18 protein-coding genes are annotated in these 26,993 nt (G+C 70.8%); 12 read left to right on the top strand and 6 right to left on the bottom strand.

Annotated elements, in window-relative coordinates; genetic code table 11:
• The first annotated feature begins 7 nt into the window (after positions 1 to 7).
• Positions 8 to 2,362 carry a glycoside hydrolase family 95 protein gene (locus tag ACWGIH_RS05310; protein ID WP_453449544.1) on the top strand — a complete coding sequence of 785 codons (2,355 nt, stop codon included), beginning with the start codon at positions 8 to 10 and terminating at the stop codon, positions 2,360 to 2,362.
• A 71-nt stretch (positions 2,363 to 2,433) separates the two neighbouring features.
• On the opposite strand, the gene ACWGIH_RS05305 is transcribed toward ACWGIH_RS05310, so the two are convergent.
• Positions 2,434 to 4,434 (bottom strand): N-acetylmuramoyl-L-alanine amidase, encoded by a 2,001-nt coding sequence (locus tag ACWGIH_RS05305; protein ID WP_453449545.1) that lies wholly within the window; start codon positions 4,432 to 4,434, stop codon positions 2,434 to 2,436.
• A gap of 231 nt (positions 4,435 to 4,665) precedes the next feature.
• Complete coding sequence (locus ACWGIH_RS05300; protein ID WP_453449546.1) at positions 4,666 to 5,859, bottom strand: ROK family protein; 1,194 nt, start codon at positions 5,857 to 5,859, stop codon at positions 4,666 to 4,668.
• Positions 5,860 to 6,050: 191 nt separating this feature from the next.
• Between ACWGIH_RS05300 and ACWGIH_RS05295 the strand changes: the two genes are divergently transcribed.
• From ACWGIH_RS05295 to ACWGIH_RS05270, 6 genes are all read left to right on the top strand, one after another.
• On the top strand, positions 6,051 to 7,559 hold the full coding sequence (locus ACWGIH_RS05295) for a sugar ABC transporter ATP-binding protein (protein ID WP_453449595.1): 1,509 nt from the start codon (positions 6,051 to 6,053) through the stop codon (positions 7,557 to 7,559).
• A complete protein-coding gene (locus tag ACWGIH_RS05290) occupies positions 7,556 to 8,566 on the top strand; it encodes an ABC transporter permease (RefSeq protein ID WP_453449547.1) in 1,011 nt (336 codons plus the stop codon). The genes ACWGIH_RS05295 and ACWGIH_RS05290 overlap by 4 nt, the downstream gene beginning before the upstream one ends.
• Positions 8,563 to 9,585 carry an ABC transporter permease gene (locus ACWGIH_RS05285; RefSeq protein WP_453449548.1) on the top strand — a complete coding sequence of 341 codons (1,023 nt, stop codon included), beginning with the start codon at positions 8,563 to 8,565 and terminating at the stop codon, positions 9,583 to 9,585. Before ACWGIH_RS05290 ends, ACWGIH_RS05285 begins: the two co-directional genes overlap by 4 nt.
• A gap of 62 nt (positions 9,586 to 9,647) precedes the next feature.
• On the top strand, positions 9,648 to 10,841 hold the full coding sequence (locus ACWGIH_RS05280; protein WP_453449596.1) for a substrate-binding domain-containing protein: 1,194 nt from the start codon (positions 9,648 to 9,650) through the stop codon (positions 10,839 to 10,841).
• Positions 10,838 to 11,710, top strand: coding sequence for a sugar phosphate isomerase/epimerase family protein (locus tag ACWGIH_RS05275; protein ID WP_453449549.1), 873 nt, complete (start codon positions 10,838 to 10,840; stop codon positions 11,708 to 11,710). Before ACWGIH_RS05280 ends, ACWGIH_RS05275 begins: the two co-directional genes overlap by 4 nt.
• A 93-nt stretch (positions 11,711 to 11,803) precedes the next feature.
• On the top strand, positions 11,804 to 14,926 hold the full coding sequence (locus ACWGIH_RS05270; protein WP_453449550.1) for a ThuA domain-containing protein: 3,123 nt from the start codon (positions 11,804 to 11,806) through the stop codon (positions 14,924 to 14,926).
• 81 nt (positions 14,927 to 15,007) lie between these two features.
• Here ACWGIH_RS05270 and ACWGIH_RS05265 read toward each other — a convergent pair whose 3' ends face one another.
• Positions 15,008 to 16,147, bottom strand: coding sequence for an aminoglycoside phosphotransferase family protein (locus ACWGIH_RS05265; protein ID WP_453449551.1), 1,140 nt, complete (start codon positions 16,145 to 16,147; stop codon positions 15,008 to 15,010).
• A gap of 235 nt (positions 16,148 to 16,382) precedes the next feature.
• Here ACWGIH_RS05265 and ACWGIH_RS05260 point away from each other — a divergent pair, with 235 nt between their 5' ends.
• The gene (locus ACWGIH_RS05260; RefSeq protein WP_453449552.1) at positions 16,383 to 17,882 is read left to right on the top strand and encodes a DNA-binding protein NsdB; all 1,500 of its coding nucleotides are present in this window, start codon (positions 16,383 to 16,385) and stop codon (positions 17,880 to 17,882) included.
• Between the two features lie 21 nt (positions 17,883 to 17,903).
• Here the strand turns inward: ACWGIH_RS05260 and ACWGIH_RS05255 are convergent, their stop codons facing one another.
• The 3 genes from ACWGIH_RS05255 to ACWGIH_RS05245 all read right to left on the bottom strand — a co-directional run bounded on the left by ACWGIH_RS05255 (position 17,904) and on the right by ACWGIH_RS05245 (position 21,610).
• Positions 17,904 to 19,331 carry a PP2C family protein-serine/threonine phosphatase gene (locus ACWGIH_RS05255; RefSeq protein ID WP_453449553.1) on the bottom strand — a complete coding sequence of 476 codons (1,428 nt, stop codon included), beginning with the start codon at positions 19,329 to 19,331 and terminating at the stop codon, positions 17,904 to 17,906.
• A 170-nt stretch (positions 19,332 to 19,501) separates the two neighbouring features.
• Positions 19,502 to 20,146, bottom strand: a complete 645-nt coding sequence (locus ACWGIH_RS05250; protein ID WP_453449554.1) for a response regulator — start codon at positions 20,144 to 20,146, stop codon at positions 19,502 to 19,504.
• A 12-nt stretch (positions 20,147 to 20,158) separates the two neighbouring features.
• Positions 20,159 to 21,610 carry a sensor histidine kinase gene (locus tag ACWGIH_RS05245; protein WP_453449555.1) on the bottom strand — a complete coding sequence of 484 codons (1,452 nt, stop codon included), beginning with the start codon at positions 21,608 to 21,610 and terminating at the stop codon, positions 20,159 to 20,161.
• A 148-nt stretch (positions 21,611 to 21,758) separates the two neighbouring features.
• Between ACWGIH_RS05245 and ACWGIH_RS05240 the strand changes: the two genes are divergently transcribed.
• From ACWGIH_RS05240 to ACWGIH_RS05225, 4 genes are all read left to right on the top strand, one after another.
• Positions 21,759 to 22,631: a helix-turn-helix domain-containing protein gene (locus tag ACWGIH_RS05240; RefSeq protein ID WP_453449556.1), complete on the top strand. Its 873-nt coding sequence runs from the start codon at positions 21,759 to 21,761 to the stop codon at positions 22,629 to 22,631.
• A gap of 166 nt (positions 22,632 to 22,797) precedes the next feature.
• On the top strand, positions 22,798 to 23,679 hold the full coding sequence (locus ACWGIH_RS05235; protein ID WP_453449557.1) for an ABC transporter ATP-binding protein: 882 nt from the start codon (positions 22,798 to 22,800) through the stop codon (positions 23,677 to 23,679).
• Positions 23,680 to 23,791: 112 nt separating this feature from the next.
• Entirely contained in the window at positions 23,792 to 24,856 is a 1,065-nt protein-coding gene (locus ACWGIH_RS05230; RefSeq protein ID WP_453449558.1) for an iron-siderophore ABC transporter substrate-binding protein, read from the top strand.
• A complete protein-coding gene (locus ACWGIH_RS05225; protein ID WP_453449560.1) occupies positions 24,853 to 26,952 on the top strand; it encodes an iron ABC transporter permease in 2,100 nt (699 codons plus the stop codon). Before ACWGIH_RS05230 ends, ACWGIH_RS05225 begins: the two co-directional genes overlap by 4 nt.
• Positions 26,953 to 26,993 lie beyond the last annotated feature (41 nt).

Below are 26,993 nucleotides of genomic sequence, written 5' to 3'. Positions count from 1 at the left end.
AACCACGATGAAGTCCGCCGTAGGCGGAGCAGCCGTTCTGGCATCGGGCGGAGGCGTGCTCGCGGGTACTGCGACCGCAGCCGAAGAGCGACCCCAAGGCCGGCCCCAAGAGCGCGACACATCCGATGAATCGCTGCTCTGGTACGCGGCACCTGCCGCCGACTGGGAACGCGAGGCCCTTCCCATCGGCAACGGCGCACTCGGTGCCATGATCTTCGGCACCCTCGCCTCCGAGCGGCTCCAGTTCAACGAGAAGACCCTGTGGACCGGCGGCCCCGGCTCCCGCGAGGGCTACGACCACGGCAACTGGCGCGAGGCCAGACCCGGCGCCCTCGCCGCCGTGCAGAAGGATCTCGACGAGCAGGGCAAGCTCGCCCCCGACGCGGTCGCCGCCGACCTCGGTCAGTCCCGGCGCGGCTACGGCGCCCACCAGACCTTCGGCGATCTGCACCTCGACATGCCTGGAGGCCCGGCCGAGCCCGACGCCACCTACCGCCGCGCCCTGGATCTCCGCACGGGCCTGGCGACGGTCACGTACACCCACCAAAAGGTGCGCCACGAGCGGGAGTTCTTCGCCTCGTACCCCGACGGCGTGCTCGTCGGACGCCTCGGCGCCGACCGCCCCGCGAGCGTCACCTGCACCTTGCGACACACCTCGCCCCGCGCCGACTTCACCGTCACGGCCGACGGCGACCGGCTCTCCGTACGAGGTGAACTCGCCGACAACGGACTGCGGTTCGAGGCGCAGCTGCGCGTCGTGCACCAGGGCGGCACGCGCACGGCGAACGCGGACGGCAGCATCACCGTCAGCGGCGCCGACCACGTCTGGTTCGCGCTCGCCGCCGGAACCGACTACGCGGACACCTACCCCGACTACCGGGGGCCCGACCCGCACGCCCGCGTCACCGGCGCCGTCGACAAGGCCGTCGCCCGCGGCCACGGCACGCTGCGCGCCCGCCATCTGCGCGACCACCACGACCTGTTCGGCCGCGTGACCCTCGACATCCGCCAGGGCCCCCTCGCCGATGTCCCGACCGACCAGCTGCTCAAGGGATACGGGGCAGGCGCGAGGGCGGCCGACCGAGCCCTCGAAGCTCTCTTCTTCCAGTACGGCCGCTACCTCCTCATCGCCTCCTCACGGCCGGGCTCACTGCCCGCCAACCTCCAGGGCGTGTGGAACAACAGCACCACTCCGCCCTGGTCGGCCGATTACCACACCAACATCAACCTCCAGATGAACTACTGGCTCGCCGAGGCCGCCAACCTGGCCGAGACCACCGCCCCCTACGACCGCTTCGTCGAGGCACTGCGCGCGCCGGGGCGGCGCACGGCGAAGGAGATGTTCGGCTCACGGGGCTGGGTGGTGCACAACGAGACCAACCCCTACGGCTTCACCGGCGTCCATGACTGGTCCACCGCCTTCTGGTTCCCCGAGGCGGCCGCCTGGCTCGCCGCGCAGCTCTACGAGCACTACCGCTTCGGCGGCTCGACCGAGTACCTGCGCACCACCGCCTATCCGGTGATGAAGGAGGCCACCGAGTTCTGGCTCGACAACCTGCGCACCGACCCGCGCGACGGCACCCTCGTCGTCACCCCCAGCTACTCGCCCGAACACGGCGACTTCACCGCGGGTGACTCCATGGCCCAGCAGATCGTGCACGATCTGCTCACCAACACCCTGGAAGCCGCCCGTGTGCTCGGCGACTCGGCCGCCTTCCGCGCCGAGCTCGAGAAGACCCTCGGCAAGCTCGACCCCGGCCTGCGCGTCGGCTCCTGGGGACAGCTCCAGGAGTGGAAGGCCGACCTGGACTCGAGGACCGACGACCACCGGCACGTCTCCCACCTCTACGCCCTGCACCCCGGCCGCCAGATCCAGCCCGGCAGCAAGTGGGCCGACGCCGCGAAGGTTTCCCTGACCGCGCGCGGCGACGGTGGCACCGGCTGGTCCAAGGCCTGGAAGGTCAACTTCTGGGCGCGGCTTCGCGACGGCGACCACGCGCACAAGATGCTCGGCGAACAGCTCAAGACCTCCACGCTGCCGAATCTCTGGGACACGCACCCGCCGTTCCAGATCGACGGCAACTTCGGAGCCACCTCGGGGATCGTGGAGATGCTCCTGCAGAGCCAGTTCGACGTCATCGAGGTGCTGCCCGCGCTGCCCGCGAGCTGGCCCGACGGCTCGGTGCGCGGTCTGCGGGCACGTGGCGGGGCGCGCCTCGACGTCGAGTGGTCGGGCGGCCGGGCCACCCGCATCGCGCTCACCGCCACGCGCACCCGCGAACTCACCGTGCGCAGCGACCTGTTGAAGGGCGGCGAGAAGACCTTCAAGGCGCGGGCCGGACAGCGTTACGTCTTCGACTGAGCGCCCGTCCGCCGACACGCCAGGGCCGGGCCCGCCCCCACGCGAACCCGGCCCTGACGGTTCTCAGTGCTCTAGGAGCCCGAGCGCACCACCTTCACGTCGGCCGCCCGGACATACGCCACGCGATGCCCGAACTGCACCTCGTAGTACATGTCCTTGCCGCGCACCACCTTGTGCGGTGTCGTGTCGAACGTCGGCGCGTAGAAGTACTCGCCCGGCACCTTGCCGCCGGTCGCGTACTGCTGTCCGGCGAGGAGCTTGTACGGCAGTGGCGTGACCGGCTGCACCGGGACGCCCGCCGGGTACGCCTCTTTCTCCGGGTAGGCGCGCCCGTACACCGGGATCTCCTTGGCGTCGCCCCTCGGCGTCACCACGAGCCCCTTCGCGTCGACAGCCGTCGGCTGCTTCCGTGGGTTCTTGAACCAGGCCTTCTGGCCCAGGTACCAGACGGCGGTCCAGTCGCCCTTGCGATCGGCGACCGCGTACTGCTGGCCGGTGGACAGGCGGGCGCCGGTGTCGTTGACACCGATCGTCGAGTCGCCGCCGCCGGGCCGCAGACCGATGTCCTTGATGAGCGGCGCGTCGTCACGGGGCTCGGTGTGGACGCGTACCGCGGCCGAGCCGTGCGGCACGCACTTCTCGCCCGGCTTGACGCAGCCCGTGTACTCCGGCCGGTTCTTGGCGTACTCGGGCGCCACCGTCACCAGGCCGCCGTCCGGGCCCGCCGTGCGCTTGAACGGCTTGCCCATCAGCGTGAAGTAGTGCTGCCAGTCCCAATACGGACCCGGGTCGGTGTGCATGCCCGCGATCGTCGACGGCAGCGTGCCCGGGACGTTGTCGTGGCCGATGATGTGCTGGCGATCCAGCGGAATGCCGTACTTCTTGGCGAGGTACTTCACCAGGCGCGCCGACGAGCGGTACATCGCCTCCGTGTACCAGGTGTCGGGCGCCGTGAGGAAGCCCTCGTGCTCCAGGCCGATCGACTTGGAGTTCACGTACCAGTTGCCGGCGTGCCAGGCGACGTCCTTGGCCTTGACGTGCTGGGCGATGTGGCCGTCGGTGGAGCGCAGGGTGTACTGCCAGGAGACGTACGTCGGGTCCTGCACCATCTTGAGGACGCCTTCCCAGCGCCCCTCGGTGTCGTGGATGACGATGGTGTCGATGCTCTGGCTCTTGGGCCGGTCCGACAGGTCGTGGTTGCCGTAGTCGTCGTTGCCGTTCGGGTCCTTGAACTCCTCGTACGGAGCCGGAATCCACTCGCACGAGACGGTCGACGGGCACTCGGTCTCGCCCTTCGGCGCCTTCCGCAGCCCCATGCCCCGCACCTGCGCGGCATCCGGCTCCAGGCCGGCGTCCGCCGCGAGCGCCACCTGCTGGCCGGCGTCCGTGGTGCGCGACTGCCCGTCGTGGATGACGGCGAAGACGTCGTTGGCGTACGTCGCCGCGGTGGCCTGGTCGTCCGCGCCGGAGAAGCGGGCGATCGCGCCGTACCAGTCGGCCGGGTCCTCGCTCAGGGGCTTGCCGAGCTTCTTCTGCGCGGCGGCGAGCAGGGCGGCGCCGCCGCGTACGTTGGCGGCCGGGTCGGTGCGCAGCCGTTCGGCGGAGAGACCGCTGATTTCGGCGGCGCGGGGCAGGGTCTTGAGCCGGGCGGGCAGTTGAGAGTTCTCCGGCACCTTGGCCGTGGACTCCTTCGGCTTGAGGACCCCGCGGGACTCGTCGCCGCGCGGGTCCTCCTCGCCCTCGCTGTGGTGCGGGGCGCCGGCGACCGCGGTGCGCGCGTCGGTGAGGTGCATGGGGCCGTACCCGCCGGTCACGCTCGGCGCGCCGCCGTGCGCGTCCCAGCGGGACTGCAGATAGGACACGCCGAGCAGCACGCTCTGCGGTACGCGGTATTCGGCGGCCGCGGCCGCGAAGGCGTCCTGCAGCTCATGCGACGGGGTTCGCCCGGGAGCGCCGGACGAGGGCGTGGCACCGAGCAGCGGAAGCAGCAGACCGGCGGAGACAAGGGCGCCCGCGGTCCTGACGGCGCGTCTGCGCGCGGCAGGGGTGCGGGCGGTGGCGGATCCTCGCAATGCAGCCTCCTGGGGCGGTGAAGCGTGATGGGGCGTGCGGGGCCGGGCGTGCGTCAGTGGTACCGGCTCTCCGACGATCCGTCAATCATGCCCAGGAGAGCGGATTTCCCATGTCAGCGCCGGTCCCGGCGGGTTTCGCCCCGGGAGGCCGCACGGCCTGCGACGCGTCAGTGGAGTGGACCAATGAGGTCTGGACCACCTGTTCGGACGAAGCGGCGCAGGGAGGGCGGCTCAGCGGGCCGCGCCCGACAGGGCCCGGTCCACCTGCCGGGGGGACAGCGCGTGCTCCACGGCCAGGATGCCCGCGCCGATCGCTGCCGCGTTCTCGCCCGTACGGCTCGGCTCGATCCGCAGCACGTGGGTGGCCAACGGGTGCGACCGTCGGTACACCGCCTCCCGTACGCCCGCCAGGAGTTGGTCGTGCACGGCGGCCAGCGCCCCGCCGACCACCACCGTGTCCGGGTTGAAGAAGTTCACCAGGCCCGCGAGCACCTCGCCCACCGCGCGGCCCGCCTCGCGCACCATGCGGACGGCGTCACGGTTGCCGGACTTCACGAGCCGTACGACATCACTGCCCGAGGTCGCTCGCAGGCCGAGCTCGGACAGCTTGCGGGCGATGGCCGCACCGCCCGCCACCGCCTCCAGGCAGCCGGAATTGCCGCACCGGCAGGGCTCCTCGATCTCGCCCACCCGGATGTGCCCGATGTCGCCCGCGCTGCCCTGCGCGCCCCGGTGCAGCCGGCCGTCTGCGACGATGCCGCAGCCGATGCCCGTGCCCACCTTGATGTAGAGCAGATAGCGCGTGTCGGGGAAGGCGCGGCGCTGTTCGGCGAGCGCCATCACGTTCACGTCGTTGTCGACGAGGGCCCGGGGCCCGAACCGCTCGGCGAAGAACTCCGGGATGGGGAACTGGTGCCAGCCCGGCATGATCGGCGGATCCACCGGGCGGCCCGTCGAGAACTCCACGGGCCCCGGCACCCCCACCCCGATGGACTGGAGCGACGCGGAATCGCGCTCGGTCTCCTTGAGCAGGGTGTGCAGGGTCCGCTCGACGTGGCCGAGCACCTCCTGCGGGCCGTCCGCGATGGAGATCGGGTCCTCGCGCAGGGCGAGCATCTCGCCGCCGATGTCGAGCAGGGCGACCCGGCAGTGCGAAGCGCCCAAGTCAACGCCTGCCACGGCGTGTTCACGCGTACGCAGGCGGAGGCGCCGCGGGGGCCGGCCGCCCGTCGAGCCGCCGTCCGCCTCCTCGGTGACGAAGCCGTGCGCGATCAGCGCGTCCACCCGCTGGGACACCGTCGAGCGCGCGAGCCCCGTCATCCGGGCGATGTCGGCGCGGGTCTCCACCGCCCCCGTACGGAGCAGGGCGAGGACTTCGCCGGGTGTCGACGGTACGGAAACGGGGTGATCCGGCGCTCCAGACATGGCAGCAACCTTAGGGACGAGTTTGGCTGCTCACAAGGCTGATGCTGTTCGACGATCGACCTAAGTACCCGTCAACTCGCCTGTACAGAAAGCTGCTTGGGCCCTTGACAGGTCAAAGTTCCCTCATCACATTGCTCTGCAGACCGCTGCCGAAGGAGCCGAGGGTGCAGGCGATGCAGGCGACGCAACAGATGTTGGCGATGCGCGGGGTGTCGAAGAGCTTTCTCGGGGTGCGAGTGCTGCACGGCGTCTCGCTCGACCTCGCCGCCGGCGAGGTGCACGCGCTTGTCGGCGAGAACGGCGCCGGCAAGTCCACCTTGATGAAGGTCCTCGCGGGCGAACACGTCCCCGACGAGGGAAGCATCGTGCTCGACGGGACGGAGCATTCCTTCAGCCACCCGGCGCAGGCGCAGGCCGCCGGGATCGGCATCATCCATCAGGAGTTCGCGCTGCTCGCGCATCGCACGGTCGCGGAGAACGTCTTCCTGGGCCGCGAGCCGACCCGCTACGGCCTCGTCGACCGCCGCACGATGGAGGCCCGCACGGCGGAACTCCTCGCCGAGGTCGGCGTATCGGGCATCACGCCCCGCACGTACATCCGCGACCTGTCCGTCGCCCGCCAGCAGACCGTCGAGATCGTCAAGGCGCTGGCCTCCGACGTCCGCGTCCTGGTCATGGACGAGCCGACCGCGCCGCTCGCCGACCATGAGGCGGGCCTTCTGCACGATCTCGTACGCCGCCTCGCGGCCCGTGGTCTCGGCATCCTGTACATCTCGCACCGCCTGCGCGAAGTGTTCGAACTCTCGCAGCGCATAACGGTGTTGAAGGACGGCCGCCACGTCACGACGGTACGGACCAAGGACACCGACACCGACCAGGTCGTACGCGCCATGGTGGGCCGGGAGCTGAGCGCCTACTATCCGCCGCGAGCCGACCCCGACGACATCGGCGAGGTACACCTCGCCGTCACGGGCGGCGGCAACGACCGGCTGAGCGGCATCGACCTGACGCTGCGCGCGGGTGAGGTCACCGGCATCGCGGGCCTGGAGGGTTCCGGCCGCACGTCCCTGGCGCGGGCCTTGTTCGGTGCCGCCCCGTTCACCGGCGGGGCCATGACGGTGAACGGGCAGGCCCTGCGGCCCACCAGTCCGCGGCAGGCCATCCGCGCCGGGATCGCCCTGGTGACCGAGGACCGCAAGGCCGAGGGGCTCGCCCTGCGCCAGTCCGTGCGCGACAACGCCCTGCTCGTCACGCGTGCCGTACCGGCCCGCGGGGAGCCGCCCACCGCCCGCGAACTCACCGCACTCCTGGAACGGGTACGGCTCCAGGCGCGCGGCGAGGACCAGGAGGCCCGCTACCTCTCCGGCGGCAACCAGCAGAAGGTCGTCATCGCCAAGTGGCTCGCCGCGCGCCCCCGCGTCCTGCTCTTCGACGAACCGACCCGGGGCGTCGACGTGGGCGCCAAGGCAGCCATCCACACCCTCGTCCGCGAACTGGCCCGCGAGGGCATCGCCGTCCTGATCGTCTCCTCCGAACTGCCCGAACTCATCGGCATGAGCGACCGCATCCTCGTCATGTCCGAGGGCCGCATCGCCGGTGAACTGCCGGCGGGGGCGGCCGAGGAGCAGGTGATGCGGCTCGCCACGGCCTCACCGGCCGTCGAAACGACCGACCCGTCCGGAGAGGAGTCCGTCGCGTGAGCGGTACCACTGGCACCACCGTCGCCCCACCGCCCGCCGTGAAGACCCGTGCCCCCACCCGCAGCAGGCTCACCGACCCCGCCGTCGGCGTCTGGCTGGCGGCAGCGGCCGTCACCGCGCTCGGCTGGATCGTGGTCGCCGCGCGCGGCGGTGACTTCCTCACGCTGTCGAACGTCGTCGGCATCCTGCAGAACTGCGTCGCCCTGGGGCTGGTCGCCGTGGGGCAGACCGCCGTCATCCTCACCGGCTCCCTCGACCTGTCGGTGGCGTATCTGATCAGCCTCGGCACGCTCGTCGCCGCCACCACCATGGAGGACGGCAGCGTCATCACCGCGGTGCTCGCCGTCCTCGCCCTGTCCGCGGCCGTCGGACTCGCCAACGGTCTCATCGTGACCGGGCTCAAGGTCAACGCGTTCATCGCGACGCTCGGCACCGCGTTCATCCTGCGCGGCTGGATCGAGGACAACTACACCGGCCCCGCGGGCAAGGTCCCCGCCTCCTTCCAGCATCTTGGCTACGACCGGATCGGCCCGCTCCCCGTCTCGCTCTTCCTGCTCGCCGCCGTCGCCGCCGCGATGTGGCTGATCACCCGTCGCACCCGCTTCGGCCACCACCTGTACGCGACCGGCGGCGACGAACACGCGGCCCGGCTCTCCGGCGTCCGCACCCGCCGCACGATCATCGCCGCCCATGTCCTGTGCTCGCTCTGCGTCGGCGCCGCCGCCCTCTTCCTCGCCTCACGACTCGGCGCGGGCGCCCCCTGGGCCGGCACCGAGGCCCGCTACGACCTGGAGTCGATCGCCGCCGTCGTCCTCGGCGGCACCATCCTCGCGGGCGGACGCGGGGGAGTGGCCGGCACCCTCGGCGGGGTCCTGGTGCTCGCGGTGCTCGACTCCGTCTTCAACCAGCTCGGCGTCGACCCGTTCTTCAAGAACGTCGTACGTGGCGTCGTCATCATCGCCGCCGTCGCGATCTACGCCCGGCGCGGCAGCAGGAGGTCCGCATGAGCAGCCGGACAGCTCAGCCGGAGCAGACCGTGACCCCGTACAAGAGGGTGGCCCGCTCGCTCGGCACCGGGGCACCCGTCTACGCGCTCCTCGTCGTCCTGCTCGTCGCGCTCGCGGCCACCGACCCCGGCTTCTACGAACCCGATCGCTTCCTCGCCTTCGTCAAGCGCGCCGCACCCCTGGTGATCCTCGCCGCCGGGCAGTATCTGGTCATCGTCTGCGGCGAGTTCGACCTGTCGGTCGGTGCGATCGTCACCGCCGGCGTCGTCGCGGCGGCAGAGGTCTACGGCTCGTTCCCGGACGCTCCCTGGCCGCTCATCACGGCGGGCCTGCTGCTCGCGGGCGCGGTCACCGGCCTCGTCAATGGGCTGATCACCACCCGCCTGAGGGTGCCTTCGTTCATCACCACGCTCGGCATGATGCTGATCCTGGAGGGCGCCGTCTTCTTCTGGACGGGCGGCTCCCCGCACGGACAACTCTCCGAAGACTTCCGGCAGATGGGGCGCGGCACCGCCATGGGCTGGCTGCCCTGGGCGGTCCTCGCGTGCCTCGTCGCGGGAAGCGTCGCCGTCCTGCTCATGCGCTCCGACTTCGGCCGTACGTTGATCGCGACCGGGGACAGCGAACGCGCCGCCGCCCTCGCGGGGGTCCGCGTGCACCGCGCCCGCGTCATCGCGTTCGTCCTGTCCGGCGTGGCGGCGGCGCTCGCCGCGGTCCTCGTCGGCGGCTTCTCCGGGGTCTCCGCGCAGGCGGGCCGCGGCTACGAGTTCGAGGCGATCACCGCCGTGGTCCTTGGCGGCGTCGTGCTCGGCGGCGGCCGGGGCAGCGTGGTCGCCGCCATGGCGGGCGCCTTCTCGCTGCAGGCCCTGTTCACGCTGCTCAACCTGCAAGGCGTATCGGGCGCCCTGGAGTCCACCGTCCAGGGCGTCATCGTCATCGCCGCGGTCGGGCTCGGGGCCGCCGACTGGTCCCGGCTGCGCCGCCGCCGTACCCACTCCTCGGAAGGCAGACCCTCGTGATACGGACCCCCGTCACGCAGACCCTCGTGACACACCTCAAGCCGCACCGCGGGCGCCGCCGCGTGCTCGCGCCCGCCGCCGCTCTGCTCGCGGGCACCCTGCTCGCCTCCTGCTCCAGCGACACACCGCCCGACTCGCCCGCCGCGGCCTCGCAGTCCACCGGATCCGACGGAGGCGGCGACAAGCCCTCCAAATTCTTCGAACAGGCTGAGTACGAGCGCCAGTTGGAGCTCGGAAAGGAGACGCCCGAGGGCCCGGAGGGCAAGCCCTGGGAGCAGATGCTCGATCCGAAGATGACCGACACCGCCCAGTACGAGAAGAAGGGCTCGGGCGGCACCCACCTCTGCTTCTCGAACGCCGGTGTCTTCAACCCCTGGCGCCAGGTCGGCCTGAAGAACATGAAGGCCGAGGTGAAGCTGCACGAGGAGATCGACGACTTCACCGTCCTGGACGCCCAGGGCAAGGACGACAAGCAGATCTCCGACATCCAGGAACTCGCGGGCAACAAGGACTGCGACGCGCTCATCGTCTCGCCGAACACCACCGCCACCCTCACCCCCGCGGTGAAGGAGGCCTGCGGCAAGCTCCCCGTGATCGTCTTCGACCGGGGTGTGGAGACCGACTGCGCCGTCACCTTCGTCAACCCCATCGGCGGCTACGGCTACGGCGCGGTCGCCGCGGACTTCCTCGTCGACAAGGTCAAGCCCAAGGGCAAGATCCTCGCCCTGCGCATCTCGCCCGGCGTGGACGTCCTGGAGACTCGCTGGTCCGCGGCGAAGCTCGCCTTCGACAAGAGCGAACTCGACGTTGTGGACGCCAAGTTCACCGACGGAGACCCCGCCAAGACCAAGTCGATCGTCTCCGACGCGATCTCCCGGCACGGCTCCATCGACGGTGTCTGGATGGACTCCGGCGCCACGGCGGTCGCCGCCGTCGAGGCCTTCGAGGACGCGGGCGTCGATGTCCCGCCGATCACCGGCGAGGACCAGCAGGACTTCCTCCAGGCGTGGAAGGACAAGAAGCTCACCGCGATCGCCCCGACCTACCCGACCTTCCAGTGGCGTACGCCGGTCATCGCCGCCCTGCGCATCCTGGACGGCAAGCAGGTCCCCGAGGAGTGGAAGCTGCCGCAGCCCACGGTCACGCAGGCCAACCTCGACGAGTACCTCCAGGAGGGCATGCCGCCGCTGCACTACGCGATGTGCGGCTGCCAGGAACTGCCGGGCTTCCCGGAGAGCTGGGGAGGCAAGAAGTGACGTACTCAGGCTGGCAGTTGGGCGCCAACCCGTGGATCTGGCACTCGCCGGTCACCATCGAGGTGCTCGGTGAGACGCTGCCCCGCCTCGCGGGCTGGGGCTTCGACTGCGTGGAGCTGCCGCTGGAGCACCCCGAGGACTGGGAGCCCGCCGCGGTGGCGAAGCTCCTCGACGCCACGGACCTGACACCTGCGGCCGTCGTCGCCGTCATGCCCGATGAGCGCAACCTCGTCCGCGCGGACCAGGGCACCCTGCGCTCCACCCAGGACTACCTCCGCCGGTGTGTCGACGCGGCGCACGCGATCGGCGCCCCCGTGGTGGCGGGCCCGGTGTACGCGGCGGTCGGCCGCACCTGGCGGATGGACCGGGCGGCGCGGGCGTCGGCGTACGAGGAGTGGCGCGAGCACATCGCCCCGGTCGTCGAGTACGCCTCGCGCGCCGGCGTCCGTATCGCCGTCGAACCCCTCAACCGCTACGAGACGAGCCTGTTCAACACCGTCGCCCAGACTCTGGAGGGCCTCGAAGGCCTGCCCGGGGAGTCGATCGGCGTCGCCCTCGACACCTACCACCAGAACATCGAGGAGCACTCCCTGCCCGGGGCGGTCCGCGCGGCGGCAGGGCGCATCGCCCATGTCCAGGTGTGCGCCAACGACCGCGGCGCCCCCGGTGCCGACCACCTCGACTGGCCCGGCTTCCTGAGAGCACTGGGCGAGTCCGGCTACCGAGGGCCGCTCTGCATCGAGTCGTTCACGGCCCACAACGACGCCATCGCCGTCGCCGCCTCCGTCTGGCGGCCGCTCGCGACCAGCCAGGACACGCTCGCGACCGACGGGCTCGGCTTTCTGCGCCGGGCAGTGGCCGCCCTCTGATCCCTGGCACCTCCCGGACATCCGGCAATCCCGCACGTCCGTCCGTCCTTCCCCACCAGAGAGGACCAGCCCATGGGCCGTCATGAACGTGACATGAGACTGCGCGACGCAAGAGGCGTACGAAGAGCGGTGCTGGCCCTGCTGACGGCGCTGCTGCTCGCGGTCGGGTTCCTGCCCGCCACCTCCAGCGCCGCCGACGAGGCGCCCGCCTTCCGTGCCCTGCTCTTCACCAAGGCCGTCGGCTACGTCCACGACTCCATCCCGGCCGGCGTCCAGATGGTCAAGGAGCAGGCGGAGGCGAACAACTTCGAGGTCGTCCAGACCGACGACGCGACGGTCTTCGACGACGCGAAGCTCAAGGACTTCGACGTCATCATCATGCTGCAGAACTCCGGCATGGTCTGGGACACCGAAGCCCAGCGCGATGCCATGAAGGCGTACGTCAAGAGCGGCAAGGGAGTCGTCGCCCTGCACAACACCCTCGACATGGGCGTCGAGGACTCCTTCCCCTGGTGGGACGACCTCATCAACGCCGGTGCCCACATGCCCGCCCACTCACCGGGCGTCCTGAAGGGCACCGCCAAGGTCGCCGACCGCGCGCACCCCTCGACCAAGGGACTTCCCGAGCGCTGGGAGCGCCCGGAGGAGTGGTACAACTTCGACAAGAATCCCCGCGGTGACGTGCACGTCCTGGTCACCGCCGACGAGACCACGTACGACCCGGGCGGCTCCAAGATGGGCGCCGACCACCCCATCTCCTGGTGCCGCAACGCCGAGGGCGGCAAGGTCTGGGCCACCGCCATGGGCCACGACAAGGCGTCGTACAGCGAGCCCGCCTTCCGCGAGCACGTGCTCGGCGGCATCGAATGGGCCGCGGGCAACAAGCCCGGCGACTGCGGCGGCACGGTCTGGTCCGGCTACGAGAAGACCGCCCTGGACGACAACACCGCCGACCCGATGGAACTGGACGTCGCCAAGGACGGCAAGGTCTTCTACGTCCAGCGCAGCGGCGAGGTGAAGATCTTCGACCCGAAGAGCCACTCCACGTCCACGGCGGGCAAGCTCGACGTCTACACCGGCGGCGAGGACGGCCTCGTCGGCATGGAACTCGACCCCAAGTTCGCCACCAACCGCTGGATCTACCTCTACTACGCCCCCGCCAAGGCGACGGACGACGTCAACCGCCTCTCCCGTTTCACGGTCAAGAAGGACAACACCATCGACCTCGCCAGCGAGAAGATGCTTCTGGACGTCCCCGCCTACCGCGACCGCACCTTCCCCGAGCCGGGCCACACCGGCGGCGCCGTCGAGTTCGGCCCGAACCGTACGCTCTACCTCGGCGTCGGCGACGACGTCCCGCCCAACCTCGACCCCAACTGGCAGGGCTACGCCCCGCTCGACTGGCGCCCCGGCAAGCAGATGCTGGACGCCGCACGCACCGCGGGCAACACCAACGACCTGCGCGGCAAGATCCTGCGCATCAAGCCCACCGACAAGGGCGGCTACACCATCCCCAAGGGCAACCTCTTCGCCAAGGGCAAGGCCAAGACGCGCCCCGAGATCTACGCGATGGGCTTCCGCAACCCCTTCCGCTTCACCGTCGACCCCAAGACGGGATACGTGCACGCCTCCGACTACGGCCCCGACCGCGGCGCCCCCGAGACCAACCGCGGCCCGGAAGGTCTCGTCGAGTACAACGTCATCAAGAAGGCGGGCAACTTCGGCTGGCCCTTCTGCCACGGCAACAACCAGGCGTACGCCCCCTACAACCCCGACACCCAGGAAGTCGGCGCCAAGTTCGACTGTGCCAAGCCCACTAACCCCTCGCCGAACAACACCGGCCTGAAGGACCTGCCGACGCTCCAGCAGCCCGAGATCTGGTACGGCTACGGCGAGTCCAAGGAGTTCCCGGAGATGGGCGCGGGCGGTTCGGCGCCGATGAGCGGACCCGTCTACCACTACGACGCCGAGAACCCCTCCACGACGAAGTTCCCCGCCTACTTCGAGGGCGCGAGCTTCTTCTACGAGTGGGCCCGCGACTCGGTCAAGGAGATCCGCTTCGACAAGGACGGCAAACTCCTGAAGATCAACGACTTCCTGAAGTCGGCGAAGTTCGCCAAGCCGATGGACATGACCTTCGGCCCCGACGGCTCGCTGTACGTCCTGGAGTGGGGCAGCGAGTTCGGCGGCGGCAACAACGACTCCGGGCTGTACCGCATCGACTACGCCCAGGGCAAGCGCACCCCGCTCGCCCAGGCCAAGGCCTCCGCCACCAACGGCCCGACCCCGCTGAAGGTCGACTTCTCCAGCGAGGGCAGCAAGGACCCGGACGGTGATCCGCTCACCTTCGCCTGGGACTTCGACGGCGACGGCACCTACGACTCGACGGACGCCAACCCCTCCCACACGTACGAAACCAAGGGAGACTTCAACGCCCAGCTGAAGGTCACCGACTCCACCGGCAAGTCCGGCTACGCCAACGTGCCCGTCACGGCGGGCAACACGGCACCCAAGGTGAAGGTCGAGACCCCGGTCGACGGCAAACTCATCGAGTTCGGCGACAAGATCCCCTACAAGGTGACGGTCACCGACCCCGAGGACGGCACGATCGACTGCTCCAAGGTCACCGTCAACCCGGCCCTCGGACACGACGACCACGAGCACCCCACCACCGACATCCCCGGCTGCGAGGGCACCGTGGATACCGGTGACCTGGGCGGCCACCCCGAGGGCGCCGACCTCACCTACGTCCTGAACGCCAAGTACACCGACAAGGGCGGCGACGGTGTCAGCGCCCTCACCGGCTACGGCCGCTCCGTCATGCACCCCGAGCACAAGCAGGCGGAGTACCACGACGACCAGTCAGGAACCCGCATCGTCTCCCAGGAGGGCGCCGAGAACGGCAAGCGCATCGGTGACATCAGTGACGGCGACTGGATCGCGTACAGCCCGATGAGCGTGGAAGGCGTCAGCAAGGTCAGCTACAAGCTGTCCTCGCCGTACGGCGTCGGCTCGATCGAGCTGCGCGCGGACGCCCCCGACGGCAAACTGCTCGCCACCACGCCCGTCCCCGACACCGGGGGCTGGGACACCTACCAGGCCACACCGGACGTGCCGGTCGAAGCCCTGTCCGGCACCCACAAGCTGTACGTGGTCTTCAAGTCACCGCAGAACAATTCCTTTGACGTAGACGCGGTGCAGTTCACCACGTCATAGTCACCCGGAAGTCGCCGGGGGCATAGAAAAGTCCGCAGTGCGCCGCTGTCCAAGGCGCACTGCGGACCTTCTTCCCCCCGGTCAGCGAGTGCCGACGGCCGCGCGCACGGCCCGGCGTGCCAGCTGGCAGTCGTCGTGCAACCGCCGCAGCAGCAGCCGCTGCTCCTCACCGGATGTCGCGGCACCGGGGTGGGCCGGTCCCGGGGCCGCAGGCGAAGCGTCGTGCATGGATCGCTGCACGGCCATCTCGTACGTACGGATCTCCCGTGTCAGCACCAGCATCAGGTTGACCAGGAACGCGTCACGCGCCGCCGGACCCTGCTCCTGCGCCAGCTGACTGATCTCGCGCCGCGCGACCGGTGCGTCACCGAGCACCGACCACAGCGTCGCCAGGTCATAGCCGGGCAGGTACCAGCCCGCGTGCTCCCAGTCCACGAACACCGGGCCGGCCGGGGACAGCAGGATGTTCGAGAGGAGCGCGTCACCGTGGCAGAACTGCCACGTGCCGTGCTGTCCGGCCGAGTGCGCGATGCCGTGCAGAAGCTTCTGCAGGTCGCCCATGTCCCGGTCGGTCAGCAGCCCCAGCTCATGGAAGCGGTTGATCCGCTTGCCGTAGTCCATGGGCCTGCCGAACAGTTCCTGCGGCGGACGCCACTGGTTGAGGTAGCGGATGGAGTTGAGCGCGAGGCGCACATCAGCGCGCGGCGGCGCCTCCACGGGATGGCGGGACAGGGCGGCGACGCGTCCCTGCATCCGCTCGATCACCAGCGTGCAGTCCTCGGGGTCCGCGGCGATGAGCCGCGGGGCCCGGACCGGAGGACGGTGCCGGACGAACGAGCGGTATGCCGCTATCTCGTGCCGGATCCGCTCGGCCCACGCGGGCGAGTGGTCCAGTAAACATTTGGCGATCGCGGTGCTGCGCCCCGTGGTGCCCACGAGCAGTACGGTGCGTCCGCTGCGGCGGAGCACCTGTACCGGGTTGAACTCCGGACAGATGCGGTGCACCGAGGCGATCGCGGTGCGCAGTTGCGCCCCCTGGGGGCCTGACAAGTCGAGTCTCCCGCTGAGCGGTTGCGTGCCGGGCCCCGGCACGCGTCGCGTCCGGCCGCCGCCGAGCGACCCGGTCGCGGGGCGCGCGGGCTCCAGGTACGGGCCGCTGCCGGGCTGTCGGCTGTGCAGTGGCCGGGGCGGGGCGGACACGGAGGACGATGCTGTGTACATGGGCGATACAGATCCCTTCGTGTGCCTGCGAATTGCGGCGCCTCCCGTCCCCGGCCCCTCAGGGAGCACCCTGGGGAATGTCCCGCGGTGGGCCGGGTCGGGGTGGCGCATTCCTACCTGACACCCGGCGTCCCCTGGCACACCATGTGGCGCACCCTGGCGAACCCTGGCGAATAGTCGCCCAGCAACTGACAGAGGGTTACTGTCAACTCAGCCGAGAACCTGGGGGCTTGACGTGAACGGACAACCCAACACCCGACTGTCGGACCTTTTCGGCCTGGCAGGCTGGTCCAAGGGGGAGCTCGCGAGACTGGTGAACCGGCAGGCGGCGGCCATGGGGCATCCGCAGCTGGCCACCGACACCTCGCGGGTACGGCGATGGATCGACATGGGAGAAATCCCGCGCGATCCCGTGCCCCGGGTGCTGGCGGCTCTGTTCACCGAGCGTCTCGGCCGTGTCGTGACCATTGAGGATCTTGGTCTGGTCCGGCACGGGCGCGTGGGGAAGCAGCGTGGCGACGGGAGTGTGCAGCACCCCGACGGCATGCCGTGGGCGCCCGAACGGACAGCCGCGGTCCTCACCGAATTCACGGGAATGGACCTCATGCTCAACCGACGCGGCTTGGTGGGCGCGGGTGCCGCGCTCGCCGCCGGCTCCGCACTGACCGGCGCCATGCACGACTGGCTGCACACCGATCCGGCCCTTGCTGCCGACGCCCCCCGATCCGACCATCCCCTGCACGCCGACCCCGCTGGGTTCGACCGCTATGAGGCCGCCCCCATCGGGTCGCAGGAGATCGAGGAACTGGAGACCTCCGTCGAGGTGTTCCGGGCCTGGGACGCCTCCCGTGGCGGAGGGCTGCAGCGCAAGGCTGTGGTGGGGCAGCTCAACGAAGTGGGCGGCATGCTCGCCTACCGACACCCCGACCATCTCCAGCGCCGCCTCTGGGGCGTCGCTGCCAATCTCGCCGTCCTCGCGGGCTGGATGTCGCACGACGTCGGCCTGGAGCCCACGGCACAGAAGTACTTCGTGATCGCCGCGCACGCGGCCCGCGAGGGCGGCGACCGGCCGCGCGCCGGTGAGGCCCTGTCCCGGGCCGCGCGCCAGATGGTGCATCTGGGGCGTCCCGACGACGCCATGGACCTGATGAAGCTCGCCCAGTCGGGTTCGGGCGAGGAGATGCTGCCGCGCACGCAGGCCATGCTCTACACCATCGAGGCCTGGGCACAGGCATCGATGGGCAAGGGCCAGGCGATGCGCCGCACACTCGGCATCGCCGAGGATCTGTTCGTCTCCGACAAGGGGGACGTCCCACCGCCCAGCTGGATGCAGATGTTCGACGAGGCGGACATGCACGGCATGCAGGCCCTGGCCTTCCGCACCCTCGCCGATCACGACGCGTCCGCCGCCAACACCGCCCAGCGACATGCGCGGGAGGCCATCGACCTGCGGGCCAAGGGCCGAGACCGCTCGCAGATCTTCGACTACATCTCGCTGGCGTCGGCATGCTTCATCGCCGACGACCCCGAACAGGCCGATCGGTACGCACGGTTGGCGCTGGTGTCGATGGGGTCGAACTCCTCGATGCGTACGTGGGACCGGCTGCGCGAGATGTACCGCCTGACGGCTCAGTACTCGGGCTACCCGAAGATCGAGGACCTGCGCGAGGAGATCAAGCTGGCGCTGCCCAAGGCCGCGGCCAAGACCGGAGGTGGCAGCCGGGTCCGCGCATAGGGCCCGGCACAGCTCGGGGGATCAGGAACCCACCCGGGCGACCAACAGGCAGGCGTCGTCCTCACGTGGGGCCACGCCGAACTCTTCGACGACCGTCCGCACACAGTCCTGCGCACCCCGCGTGTCCGTGAAACGTGGCGCAAGGGCGAGCAGCCGGCTCGTGGCCGCGTCCCGTGCGCGCCGGGGGACCAGACCGTCGGTGTGCAGCAACAGCAGGTCTCCGGGCGCGAGTTGCACTTCGGCCTGCTCGTACGTGGCTCCGGAGGTCGCCCCGAGGATCACTCCATCCGGTGGCGTCAGCGCGCGCCCCGTCCCGTCGCGGTACAGCAGCGGGGCGGGGTGTCCTGCCTGCGCCCAGCTGAGGGTGCGGGTGGCGGGGGTGTACTGGCAGCAGACGGCGCTGCCGAGGGCAGGTTGCGCCGTGCTGTCCAGTAACTGGTTGAGCCAGCCCATGAGTTGGGCGGGACGGACCCCGGCGACGGCCATGCCGCGCACCGCGCCGAGCAGCATCGCCATGCCCGAGGTGACGGTGACGCCATGCCCCGTGAGGTCGCCGACGCTGAGCAGGAACTGGCCGTCGGGCAGCTCCATCGCGTCGTACCAGTCGCCGCCGATCAGTGAGCTCGTGGCGGAGGGGAGGTAGTGCGCGGCGAGATCCAGTGCGGCGGGTCCGCCGTGCGGGAACCGCAGGGAGCCGCGCCACGGCGGCAGCACGGCCTCCTGCAGTTCGACCGCGAGCCGGTGCTCTGTCTGCGCGATGTGCCGCTGGCGCTGCAACGAGTCACGGGTCTCGCGCACCACTCGCTGGCTGCGGCGCAGCTCGCTGACGTCCCGCAAGACCGCCCACATCGAGGCGGTGCTGCCGTCAGCGGCGAGCACGGGCTCGCCCATCATGTGCACCTGTCGGACGCCGCCGTCGGGGCGCACGATACGGAACTCGCCGTCGATCGGCTTTCCGTCGATCAGGCAGTCCGTGACCATGGCCGTCAGCATCGGCTGGTCGTCGGCGTGCACCAGGGAGGGCAGTTCGTCGAGGGAGAGCGGGGGAGCTTCCGGGTCCCGCCCGAGGATCTGGTACAGCTCGCCCGACCAACTGGCCTCGTCGTTCAGGAGGTTCCACTCCGCGCTGCCGACCCGGCTGAGCAGTGAGCCGTGCTGGGGTTCGAGCGGCGGGGGAACGGCCGGAGCGGCGGCGGGCTCGACGGCCGGTTGCGCGGGTCCGTCGCGCAACTGTGCGAGGTGGCCGTCCAGGTCGTTGAGCTGATGGACCGCCAGGTCGCACAGGGCGCGCTGCCAGCGCCCCTGCGGATCGCTCTGGTCGGGCACGGCATCACGGCGTACGGCGTCGACCTGGCCGCGGAGCCGGCGTGTCTGCGTGATCAGCGCTTCGACCGAGCCGCGCTCGGGCGGCTGGGCGGAAGGGCGGTCCGCGAAGACATGGGACGGCATGAGGTGCTCCGTTGAGGATGCGGTGCGACCAAACGGGCGGGATGGACCGCTAATGACTTTCGCACAGCGGGGGGGTGGCCCGTAAGGGATTTGGCAACACACGACGCGGGGGTGCTTCTGGCATATGTCCGTGTCCTTCGGAACGATATGTTCCGGTGACGCGCTCCCGATCACCCGCGCAAGTAGCGGACAACGGCAAGGACTCGGCGGTTGTGGTCATGTGACGCGGGCAGCCCGAGCTTGTCGAAGACGGCGGCCACGTGCTTCTCCACGGTCCCCGCCGAGACGACGAGACTCTGCGCGATCGCCGCGTTCGACCGGCCCTCCGCCATCAGCGAGAGCACCTCGCGCTCCCGGTCGGTGAGAGGCGCGAGTTCCTCCGCGCGGCGCCCGGCGCCGGCCAGCTGCGTGACGACCTCGGGATCCAGAGCCGTACCCCCGGCGGCCACCCGCTGCAGGGCATCGGTGAACTCCGCGACGTTGGCGACACGGTCCTTGAGGAGGTATCCGACGCCCGCCGATCCCGCCGCGAGCAGCCGTGTGGCGTACTTCGTCTCCACGTACTGGGAGAAGAGCAGCACCCCGGTGCCCGGTTGATCGCGACGGATGTCGATGGCCGCGCGGAGCCCTTCGTCCGTGTGCGTCGGAGGCATCCGGATGTCGGTCACCGCGACGTCCGGACGGTGCTCGGCGACCGCGGCCCGCAGCATGTCCGCGTCGCTCACGGACGCGCAGATCTCATGTCCGCGCTCCTGGAGCATCTGACCCAGCAACTCCCGCAGTACGGCGGCATCCTCGGCGATCACGACGCGCATGGCGGCATGCTCTCACGCGTGCAGCGGCAGCTCGACGGTGACCGCCGTCGGCCCGCCCTCGGGACTCCTGACATCCATCCGCCCATCGACCGTACGTACACGCTGCAAGAGTCCCGCAAGGCCGCTTCCCTCCCCGGTCTCCGCACCACCACGCCCGTCGTCACCGACCTGCAGAAGAAGCCGGCCGTCCAACTGGGCCACCGTGATGGAGGCCTTCAGGGCCCCGCTGTGCTTGATGACGTTCGCCAGCAGCTCGGCCGCGCAGAAGTACGCGATGGTCTCGATGGCCGGGGTCGGCCGCTCCGGTATCTCCGTCACCAGCTCGACGGGGATGCTGCTCCGTGCGGTGAGCGTGGCGAGCGCGTCCGGCAGCCCGTCGTCGAGGACCGGGGGATGGATGCCGCGCGCCAGATCCCGCAGCTCGGTGAGGGCCTCGGTGGCGTTGTGGTGGGCCCCGTCGACGAGTTGACGCAGACGGGCGACATCCAGCGGCCCGCCTCGGCCGTCACCGTTGCCCTCGCTCTCGGCGAGCCGCTGCCTGATCATGTCGAGGCTCATCGCCACCGCGACGAGGCGGACCTGCGCCCCGTCGTGGAGATCGCGCTCGACCCGGCGGAGCAGCGCCACCGAGTCGTCCACCGCGAGCGCCCGCGTCTCCTCCAAGTCACGTACCCGATCGGCCAGTTGGCCCGGCCCGAGCAGGGCGCCGATCAGCCATCGGTCGGCCTCGGTCACCAGGCGGGTCACCCAGGGCGCGCACACCAGGATGCCCACACCGACGGCGACCGCGAGGAACGTGCCGCCGAAGGTGTCCGCGTCCGGACCGCCGAAGAGGAACGGCGTGAGCACCGGCATGCCCTCGGGGGAACCGGGCTCGGGACGCTGCCCGAAGAGCGCCCACCGCAGCGGCGCCGTGAGGTTGATCAGCCCCGCGACCCACCACAAAACGGCGTACGCCCCCAGACAACCGACCGGCAGCTTCGCCAGGACATAGGCAGCGGACCGCCAGCCGACCCCGTCCGACAGCCGGGCGTCGAGCCGGTTGACCAACCGCCCCTGCGGGCGCAGTGGCGGTGGCGCGGGCGTGCGGTCCCCGAGGAACAGGGCCGCGAGGCGACGATGCGCGCCGCCCAGCGCGCGGGCCAGTCGCAGCCCCGTGATGAACAGGAGCGCCCCGAGCACGGCGAACAGCACCGACACGGTGAAGCCCGCGCCCAGGGCCAGCGCCACCGCGAGGAGCACGCCGCCCGCGAGAGCCAACGGAAACCCGATCGCGCAGTACGCCGCCTCGGCCCACGCCCGCCGGGTGAGCGGGGCGCGCCCCACGGCTCGCACGAGGGCGCGCGCCCCTCGCGTGCCCGTGGGCGTCCCGGGGCGCTCCGGCGTGCCGGAGGTGGTGGAGGCGCCGGCCCGTGGTCGGAGCGTGGGCCTGTCCCGCTCGGTGCGGCCTTGAGTCTCCGTCATCGCTACTCCTGAGCTGCAGACCTGGTGGGGCCGGACGACCTCACGTTAGGCCCCCGCCATGGCTCGCCGGAACGCGGATTTCCTCCGTCTGGCCTGGGGTTTTCCCCCAGGAGCCGGGGCGTGGACCAGCACGGATAGACTCCTTCGCATGGTTCGAGCGTCCCGTGGTGAGGCGACCCCCGGGATGTGGCGGCGCGAGGCGGGCACCGTGCTGCGCCGGGCCGAGGCGCTGCCGGCACACGCGGCGGCGGGCGCCATCCTTGCCGGATTCCGCGTGGTCCGCGCTCCCACCGAGTGGTCCCCGCACTCGCATCCCCTGCACGAGCTCGTCTGGGTGCGCGGGGGAACGCTGACGTCCCGCGTGGGGGACCGCGTCTTCACCGTGGTCGAGGGACATGGGCTGTGGATGCCCGCCGGAGTGGTGCACGCGGGCCGGGCCACGGCGGGTGCGGAGTTCTCCGACGCCTTCTTCGCCCTCGACCGCACGCCGTTCGCGTTCGAGGAACCGAAGGCGATCGCGATGACGCCCTTGCTGGAGTCACTGCTCACCCATCTGTCCCGTACGGATCTCGACGCGGAGGCCAGGGCACGCGCGGAGTCGGTCGTCTTCGACGTGATCCAGCCCTCGGAGCGGCAGTTCTCCCTGCGGTTGCCGGGCGACCCCCGTATCGACGCGATAGCCGAAGCCCTGCTGGACGATCCCGCCGACTGCCGCTCGCTGGAGGAGTGGGCGCGACACCTCGGGACCAGCGACCGCACCGTCACCCGCGCCTTCCGCCAGGCGACGGGTCTCTCCTTCGCGCAGTGGCGCCAGATGCTGCGCGTGCACCGGGCGCTGATGCTCCTCGCCGACGGCTTCGACGTGACAACGGTCTCCGAGGTGCTCGGCTACGCGCAGCCCAGCTCCTTCATCGCCGCGTTCCGGCGGGTCATGGGCACCACGCCGGGCGCGTTCTTCGACGCGGCGGACGGCGCACCGGGTGATGTCCGGAATTCCGTATCGCGTGACCAGAACGCCTGATTGTCGACGCGGCAAGCGGAATATAACCTTCTCGGAGTTAGGTAACCCTTAGTTGTTGCTCGCCGCGCACGGCGCTGTCCGTGCGCGGGTGAGTGCGCGGCCTGACCGGTGAAGCCGGACGGAGGGGAGCCGCAGCCCTCGCCCCTCCGATCGTCCGGACCCCTTCATGTTCACGAGCCCATTCCGGCCTGCCGCACAATCGGTGACCGGCCCCGCCGCTCGGGCGGCCGCCCTCCACGGGCACGACCTGGTGCTCCGCTACAGCGGCAAGCCGGTCGTCCACGGCGTCTCGGTCGCCCTGGAACCCGGCCGTGCGACTGCCCTGGTCGGGCCGAACGGCAGCGGCAAGTCCACGCTCCTGCGCGCCCTCTCCCGACTGCATCGGGTGGACGGCGGCCGGGTGACACTCGGCGCGCCCGAAGCACAGCGCGCCCCCGACGGACGGCCCGAGCGTGACGCGGCCCTGCTCAGCCCCCGTCAGTTCGCACGCGAGGTCACGCTGTTCTCCCAGTCGCGGCCCGCTCCCCAAGGGCTCACGGTCGCGGAGGTCGTCGCGTTCGGACGGTATCCCTACCGGCGTGGCTTCGCCGGACCGACCGCCGAGGACCGGACCGCCGTCGACCACGCGATGGGGGTCACCGGAGTACGGGAGATGGCAGGCCGACAGGTCGGAGAACTCTCCGGCGGGGAGATGCAACGCGTCTGGCTCGCAGCCTGCCTGGCCCAGGACACCGGCGTCGTGCTCCTCGACGAGCCGACCAACCATCTGGACCTGCGTTACCAGTTCGAGACGCTCGACCTCGTACGGGATCTCGTCGAGGAACACGGCATCGCGGTCGGGATCGTGCTGCACGACCTCGACCAGGCCTCCCGTGTCGCGGACACACTCGTCCTCATGAGCTCCGGCCGTGTGTACGCGGCCGGCGCTCCCGCCGACGTCCTGACCGCCGAGAACATCGGCGAGGTCTACGACATCCGTGTCGAGGTGAGCACCGACCCTCGCACAGGCCGCCTCCGCATCGACCCACTCGGGCGCCACCTGTCCTGAACACGCCGGCACGCCTCCCGGAGCGCCACATCCGCCGCTCCGACGTGCCGCCAAGGAAACCGACGCAACGCCTCCGCGTCGCACCCGCATCATGTGAGAAAGAGGACCCCTCATGAACCGTGCCCGTCGCCTGGCGGCATCAGCCACCACCGGGCTCGCCCTGCTCGCCGCAACGGCCTGCGGCACGACCGACGTCGACAAGACCACGGCCGGCGACAGCGCCGACGCGTCTCCCGCGTCGAAGAGCTGTGCCGAGGACACCACGAACACCTCGACGAAGCCGGTCTCCTTCAAGGACGGCGTCGGCCGCCAGGTGAAGCTCGACAAGCCCGCCAAGCGGATCGCGGTCCTCGAATGGCAGCAGGTCGAAGACGCGCTGACCCTGTGCGTCACCCCCACCGCCGTCTCCGACGCGAAGGGATACCGCACCTGGGTCAGCGCGGAGAAGCTGCCCAAGGGCGTGACGGACATCGGCACCCGTGAGGAGCCCGACCTCGACACCCTCTACGCGGCCGGGCCCGACCTCGTCGTCGTGGAGGCGTTCGACGCCAAGGACGAGATGATCAAGAAGCTGGAGAAGCGAGGCGTCCCCGTGATGGCCACGCGAGGAGCGGACCCGAAGGACCCGATCGGGAACATGCGGGAAGTCTTCAGCATGATCGGCGAGGCGACGGGACGCACCGAGCGGGCCGACCAGGTGCTCGAGGAGTTCGACCAGCACCTCGCGACGGCGAAGAAGAAGGTCACCGACGCCGAGCTGCCGACGAAGGACTTCCTGTTCTTCGACGGATGGCTCGAAGGAGGCAATCTCACGGTTCGCCCCTACAGCGACGGCGCCCTGTTCACCGAGATAGGCAAGGAACTCGGCCTGAAGCCGGCGTGGACCAACGACGTCAACAAGAAGCACGGTGACGGGGGCGTCGACCCCGCCTACGGCCTCGCGCAGACCGACGTCGAGGGCCTCACCGCGGTGGGCGACGCCAACCTCTTCTACGCCAACGACGAAGGCGCCGGCGGCTACGTCGCGGCGCTGCGGAAGAACCCGATCTGGAAGACCCTCCCGGCCGTCAAGGAAGGCCGCGCCCACGCGTTCCCGGCCCGGGTGTGGGGCGCCGGTGGCCCGCGTTCCAACGAGCAGGCGATCGACGCCTACGTCGACGTACTCGACAAGAAGTGAGCACCGTACGCACAGCCGGATCTGAAGCGGGACCGCTGCCGCGCGCCGAGCGCGGCGGCGGCCCCGCCGGGGCGGCTGTCCTGGCACTCCTCCTCGTCGCGACCGCCCTGGCGGGTATGTGGCACCTGACGCAGGGGACATCGGGCGTCGGCGTCGGCGACCTGCTGCGCCATCTCGCCGGGGAACCCGAGAACACCGGTGGCGCGCCGGTCGGCGAGATCCTCACCGGCTCGCGACTGCCGCGCCTGCTCGCGGGCGTGGCGGTGGGCTTCGCCCTCGGCTGCGCCGGCACGCTGCTCCAGTCCGTCACGCACAACACGCTCGCCTCGCCCGACACCCTCGCCGTCACGGCCGGTGCCCACTTCTCCCTCACGCTCATCGCCGCTTTCGGCCTCGCCGTCCCGCTGTGGGCGTCGGGCGCCGTGGCCTTCGCCGGCGGCCTGGTCGCGGCGGCGCTCGTGCTGCTTCTCGCGGGCCGGGCCGCGGGCACCTCGGGCACCCGCCTCATCCTCGCCGGATCGGCGACGGCGATGGCCCTGGACGCCGCGACCGGCATGCTCCTCATCCTGTTCAACCAGAACACGACCGGCCTCTTCGCCTGGGGGAGCGGCTCACTCGCGCAGGTGAACATCGACGCGTCGGTACGGGCCATCCCCCTCATCGGCGTGGTGCTGTTCGTGGCCCTGGCCCTGTCCAGGCGGCTGGACGTGATGAATCTCGGGGACGACACCGCATCCACCCTCGGCGTGCCCATCCGGAGCACCCGCGTGATCGCCGTGGTCTGCGCGGTACTGCTGACCAGCACCGCGGTGACCCTCGCCGGCCCGATGGCCTTCGTCGGCCTCGGCGCCCCCGTCCTGGCCCGCCTGATCGCGGGGCGGGTCCGCGCGCTGCGCCGGCACCTGCTCCTGATCCCGGCGGCCGGTCTGCTCGGCGCGCTGCTCATCCTGCTCGCGGACGCGGTTCTGCGTGCGGTGCAGGGGGCGGACGGGGCCGCCTCCATCCCCACCGGAGTACCGACCGCACTGCTCGGCTCCGTCGTGATCGTGATCCTCGCGCTGCGGCTGCGTGACACCGGTCAACTCCGGCAACCCCCGCGCACGCGCGTCGCCGTACGCTCCCGCCGCGCGTACCTCCTCGTCGTGTCCGCGACGGTGGCACTGCTGGCGGCGGCGGCCCTCGTGGCGGTCCTGGCCGGAAGCCTCTGGCTGCGGACGGGAGACATCGGCCTCTGGGTCCAAGGCGCCGCACCGGACCTGATCGGCCAGGCGCTCGACGACCGGGTCCCGCGGGTGACCGCCGCGATCCTCGCGGGCGCGGCGCTCGGTCTCGCCGGCTGCGTCGTGCAGAGCACGGTACGCAACCCGCTGGCGGAGCCGGGGGTGCTCGGCATCACGGCGGGCGCCGGCCTCGGTGCGGCGAGCGTCGTCACGTCCGGCCTGCCCGGTGGCCGGCCGGTGCTCATCGCGGTCGCCGTCGCGGCTGGCCTCGCCACCTTCGCCGTGATCGCCCTGCTGGCCTGGCGCGGCGGTTTCCTGCCCGACCGGTTCGTGCTGATCGGCATCGGCATGGGGTACGGCCTCAGCTCCGTCACCACCTTCCTCCTGCTGCGCGCCGACCCGTACAACACGCCCCGGATCTTCACCTGGCTCTCGGGCACGACCTACGGGCGCACGTTCCCCGACGTCGTCCCGGTCGCGGTGGCGCTGGTCCTCGCCCTTCCCGTACTGCTCGCCATGCGCGGCCGGCTCGACCTGCTCGCCGTCGACGAGGACACCCCGCGCATCGTCGGTGTCAGGGTGGAACGCACCCGCTTCACCGCCCTGGCGATCGCCGCGGTGCTCGCGGCGCTCAGCGTGATCGCCGTCGGCGTCGTCGGCTTCGTGGGGCTCGTCGCCCCGCATCTCGCCCGTTCCCTGGTGGGCGCCCGGCACGGCCGCGCGATCCCGGTCGCGATGCTGCTGGGCGGGGTGCTCGTATGCGTGGCGGACGCGCTCGGCCGCACGCTCGTCGCGCCCGCCCAGGTGCCGGCGGGCCTCATGATCGCCCTGGTCGGCGCACCGTACTTCGTGTGGGTGCTCCGGAAGTCCCGTTGAACAACCGTCCCTCCTTCCCCTTCTTCCCCTCTGTTCCGTCG

The sequence above is a fragment of the Streptomyces sp. NPDC054872 genome (assembly GCF_053610705.1).
This window is presented reverse-complemented; position numbering and strand designations above follow the sequence as displayed.

Bases quoted from the DNA above. Each gene is read 5' to 3' on its own strand.
- ACWGIH_RS05230 (WP_453449558.1), top strand. From the start codon at position 23,792: ATGAACCGTGCCCGTCGCCTGGCGGCATCAGCCACCACCGGGCTCGCC.
- ACWGIH_RS05310 (WP_453449544.1), top strand. From the start codon at position 8: ATGAAGTCCGCCGTAGGCGGAGCAGCCGTTCTGGCATCGGGCGGAGGC.
- ACWGIH_RS05270 (WP_453449550.1), top strand. From the start codon at position 11,804: ATGAGACTGCGCGACGCAAGAGGCGTACGAAGAGCGGTGCTGGCCCTG.
- ACWGIH_RS05285 (WP_453449548.1), top strand. From the start codon at position 8,563: ATGAGCAGCCGGACAGCTCAGCCGGAGCAGACCGTGACCCCGTACAAG.
- ACWGIH_RS05240 (WP_453449556.1), top strand. From the start codon at position 21,759: ATGGTTCGAGCGTCCCGTGGTGAGGCGACCCCCGGGATGTGGCGGCGC.
- ACWGIH_RS05300 (WP_453449546.1), bottom strand. From the start codon at position 5,859: ATGTCTGGAGCGCCGGATCACCCCGTTTCCGTACCGTCGACACCCGGC.
- ACWGIH_RS05265 (WP_453449551.1), bottom strand. From the start codon at position 16,147: ATGTACACAGCATCGTCCTCCGTGTCCGCCCCGCCCCGGCCACTGCAC.
- ACWGIH_RS05245 (WP_453449555.1), bottom strand. From the start codon at position 21,610: ATGACGGAGACTCAAGGCCGCACCGAGCGGGACAGGCCCACGCTCCGA.
- ACWGIH_RS05255 (WP_453449553.1), bottom strand. From the start codon at position 19,331: ATGCCGTCCCATGTCTTCGCGGACCGCCCTTCCGCCCAGCCGCCCGAG.
- ACWGIH_RS05235 (WP_453449557.1), top strand. From the start codon at position 22,798: ATGTTCACGAGCCCATTCCGGCCTGCCGCACAATCGGTGACCGGCCCC.
- ACWGIH_RS05250 (WP_453449554.1), bottom strand. From the start codon at position 20,146: ATGCGCGTCGTGATCGCCGAGGATGCCGCCGTACTGCGGGAGTTGCTG.
- ACWGIH_RS05295 (WP_453449595.1), top strand. From the start codon at position 6,051: ATGTTGGCGATGCGCGGGGTGTCGAAGAGCTTTCTCGGGGTGCGAGTG.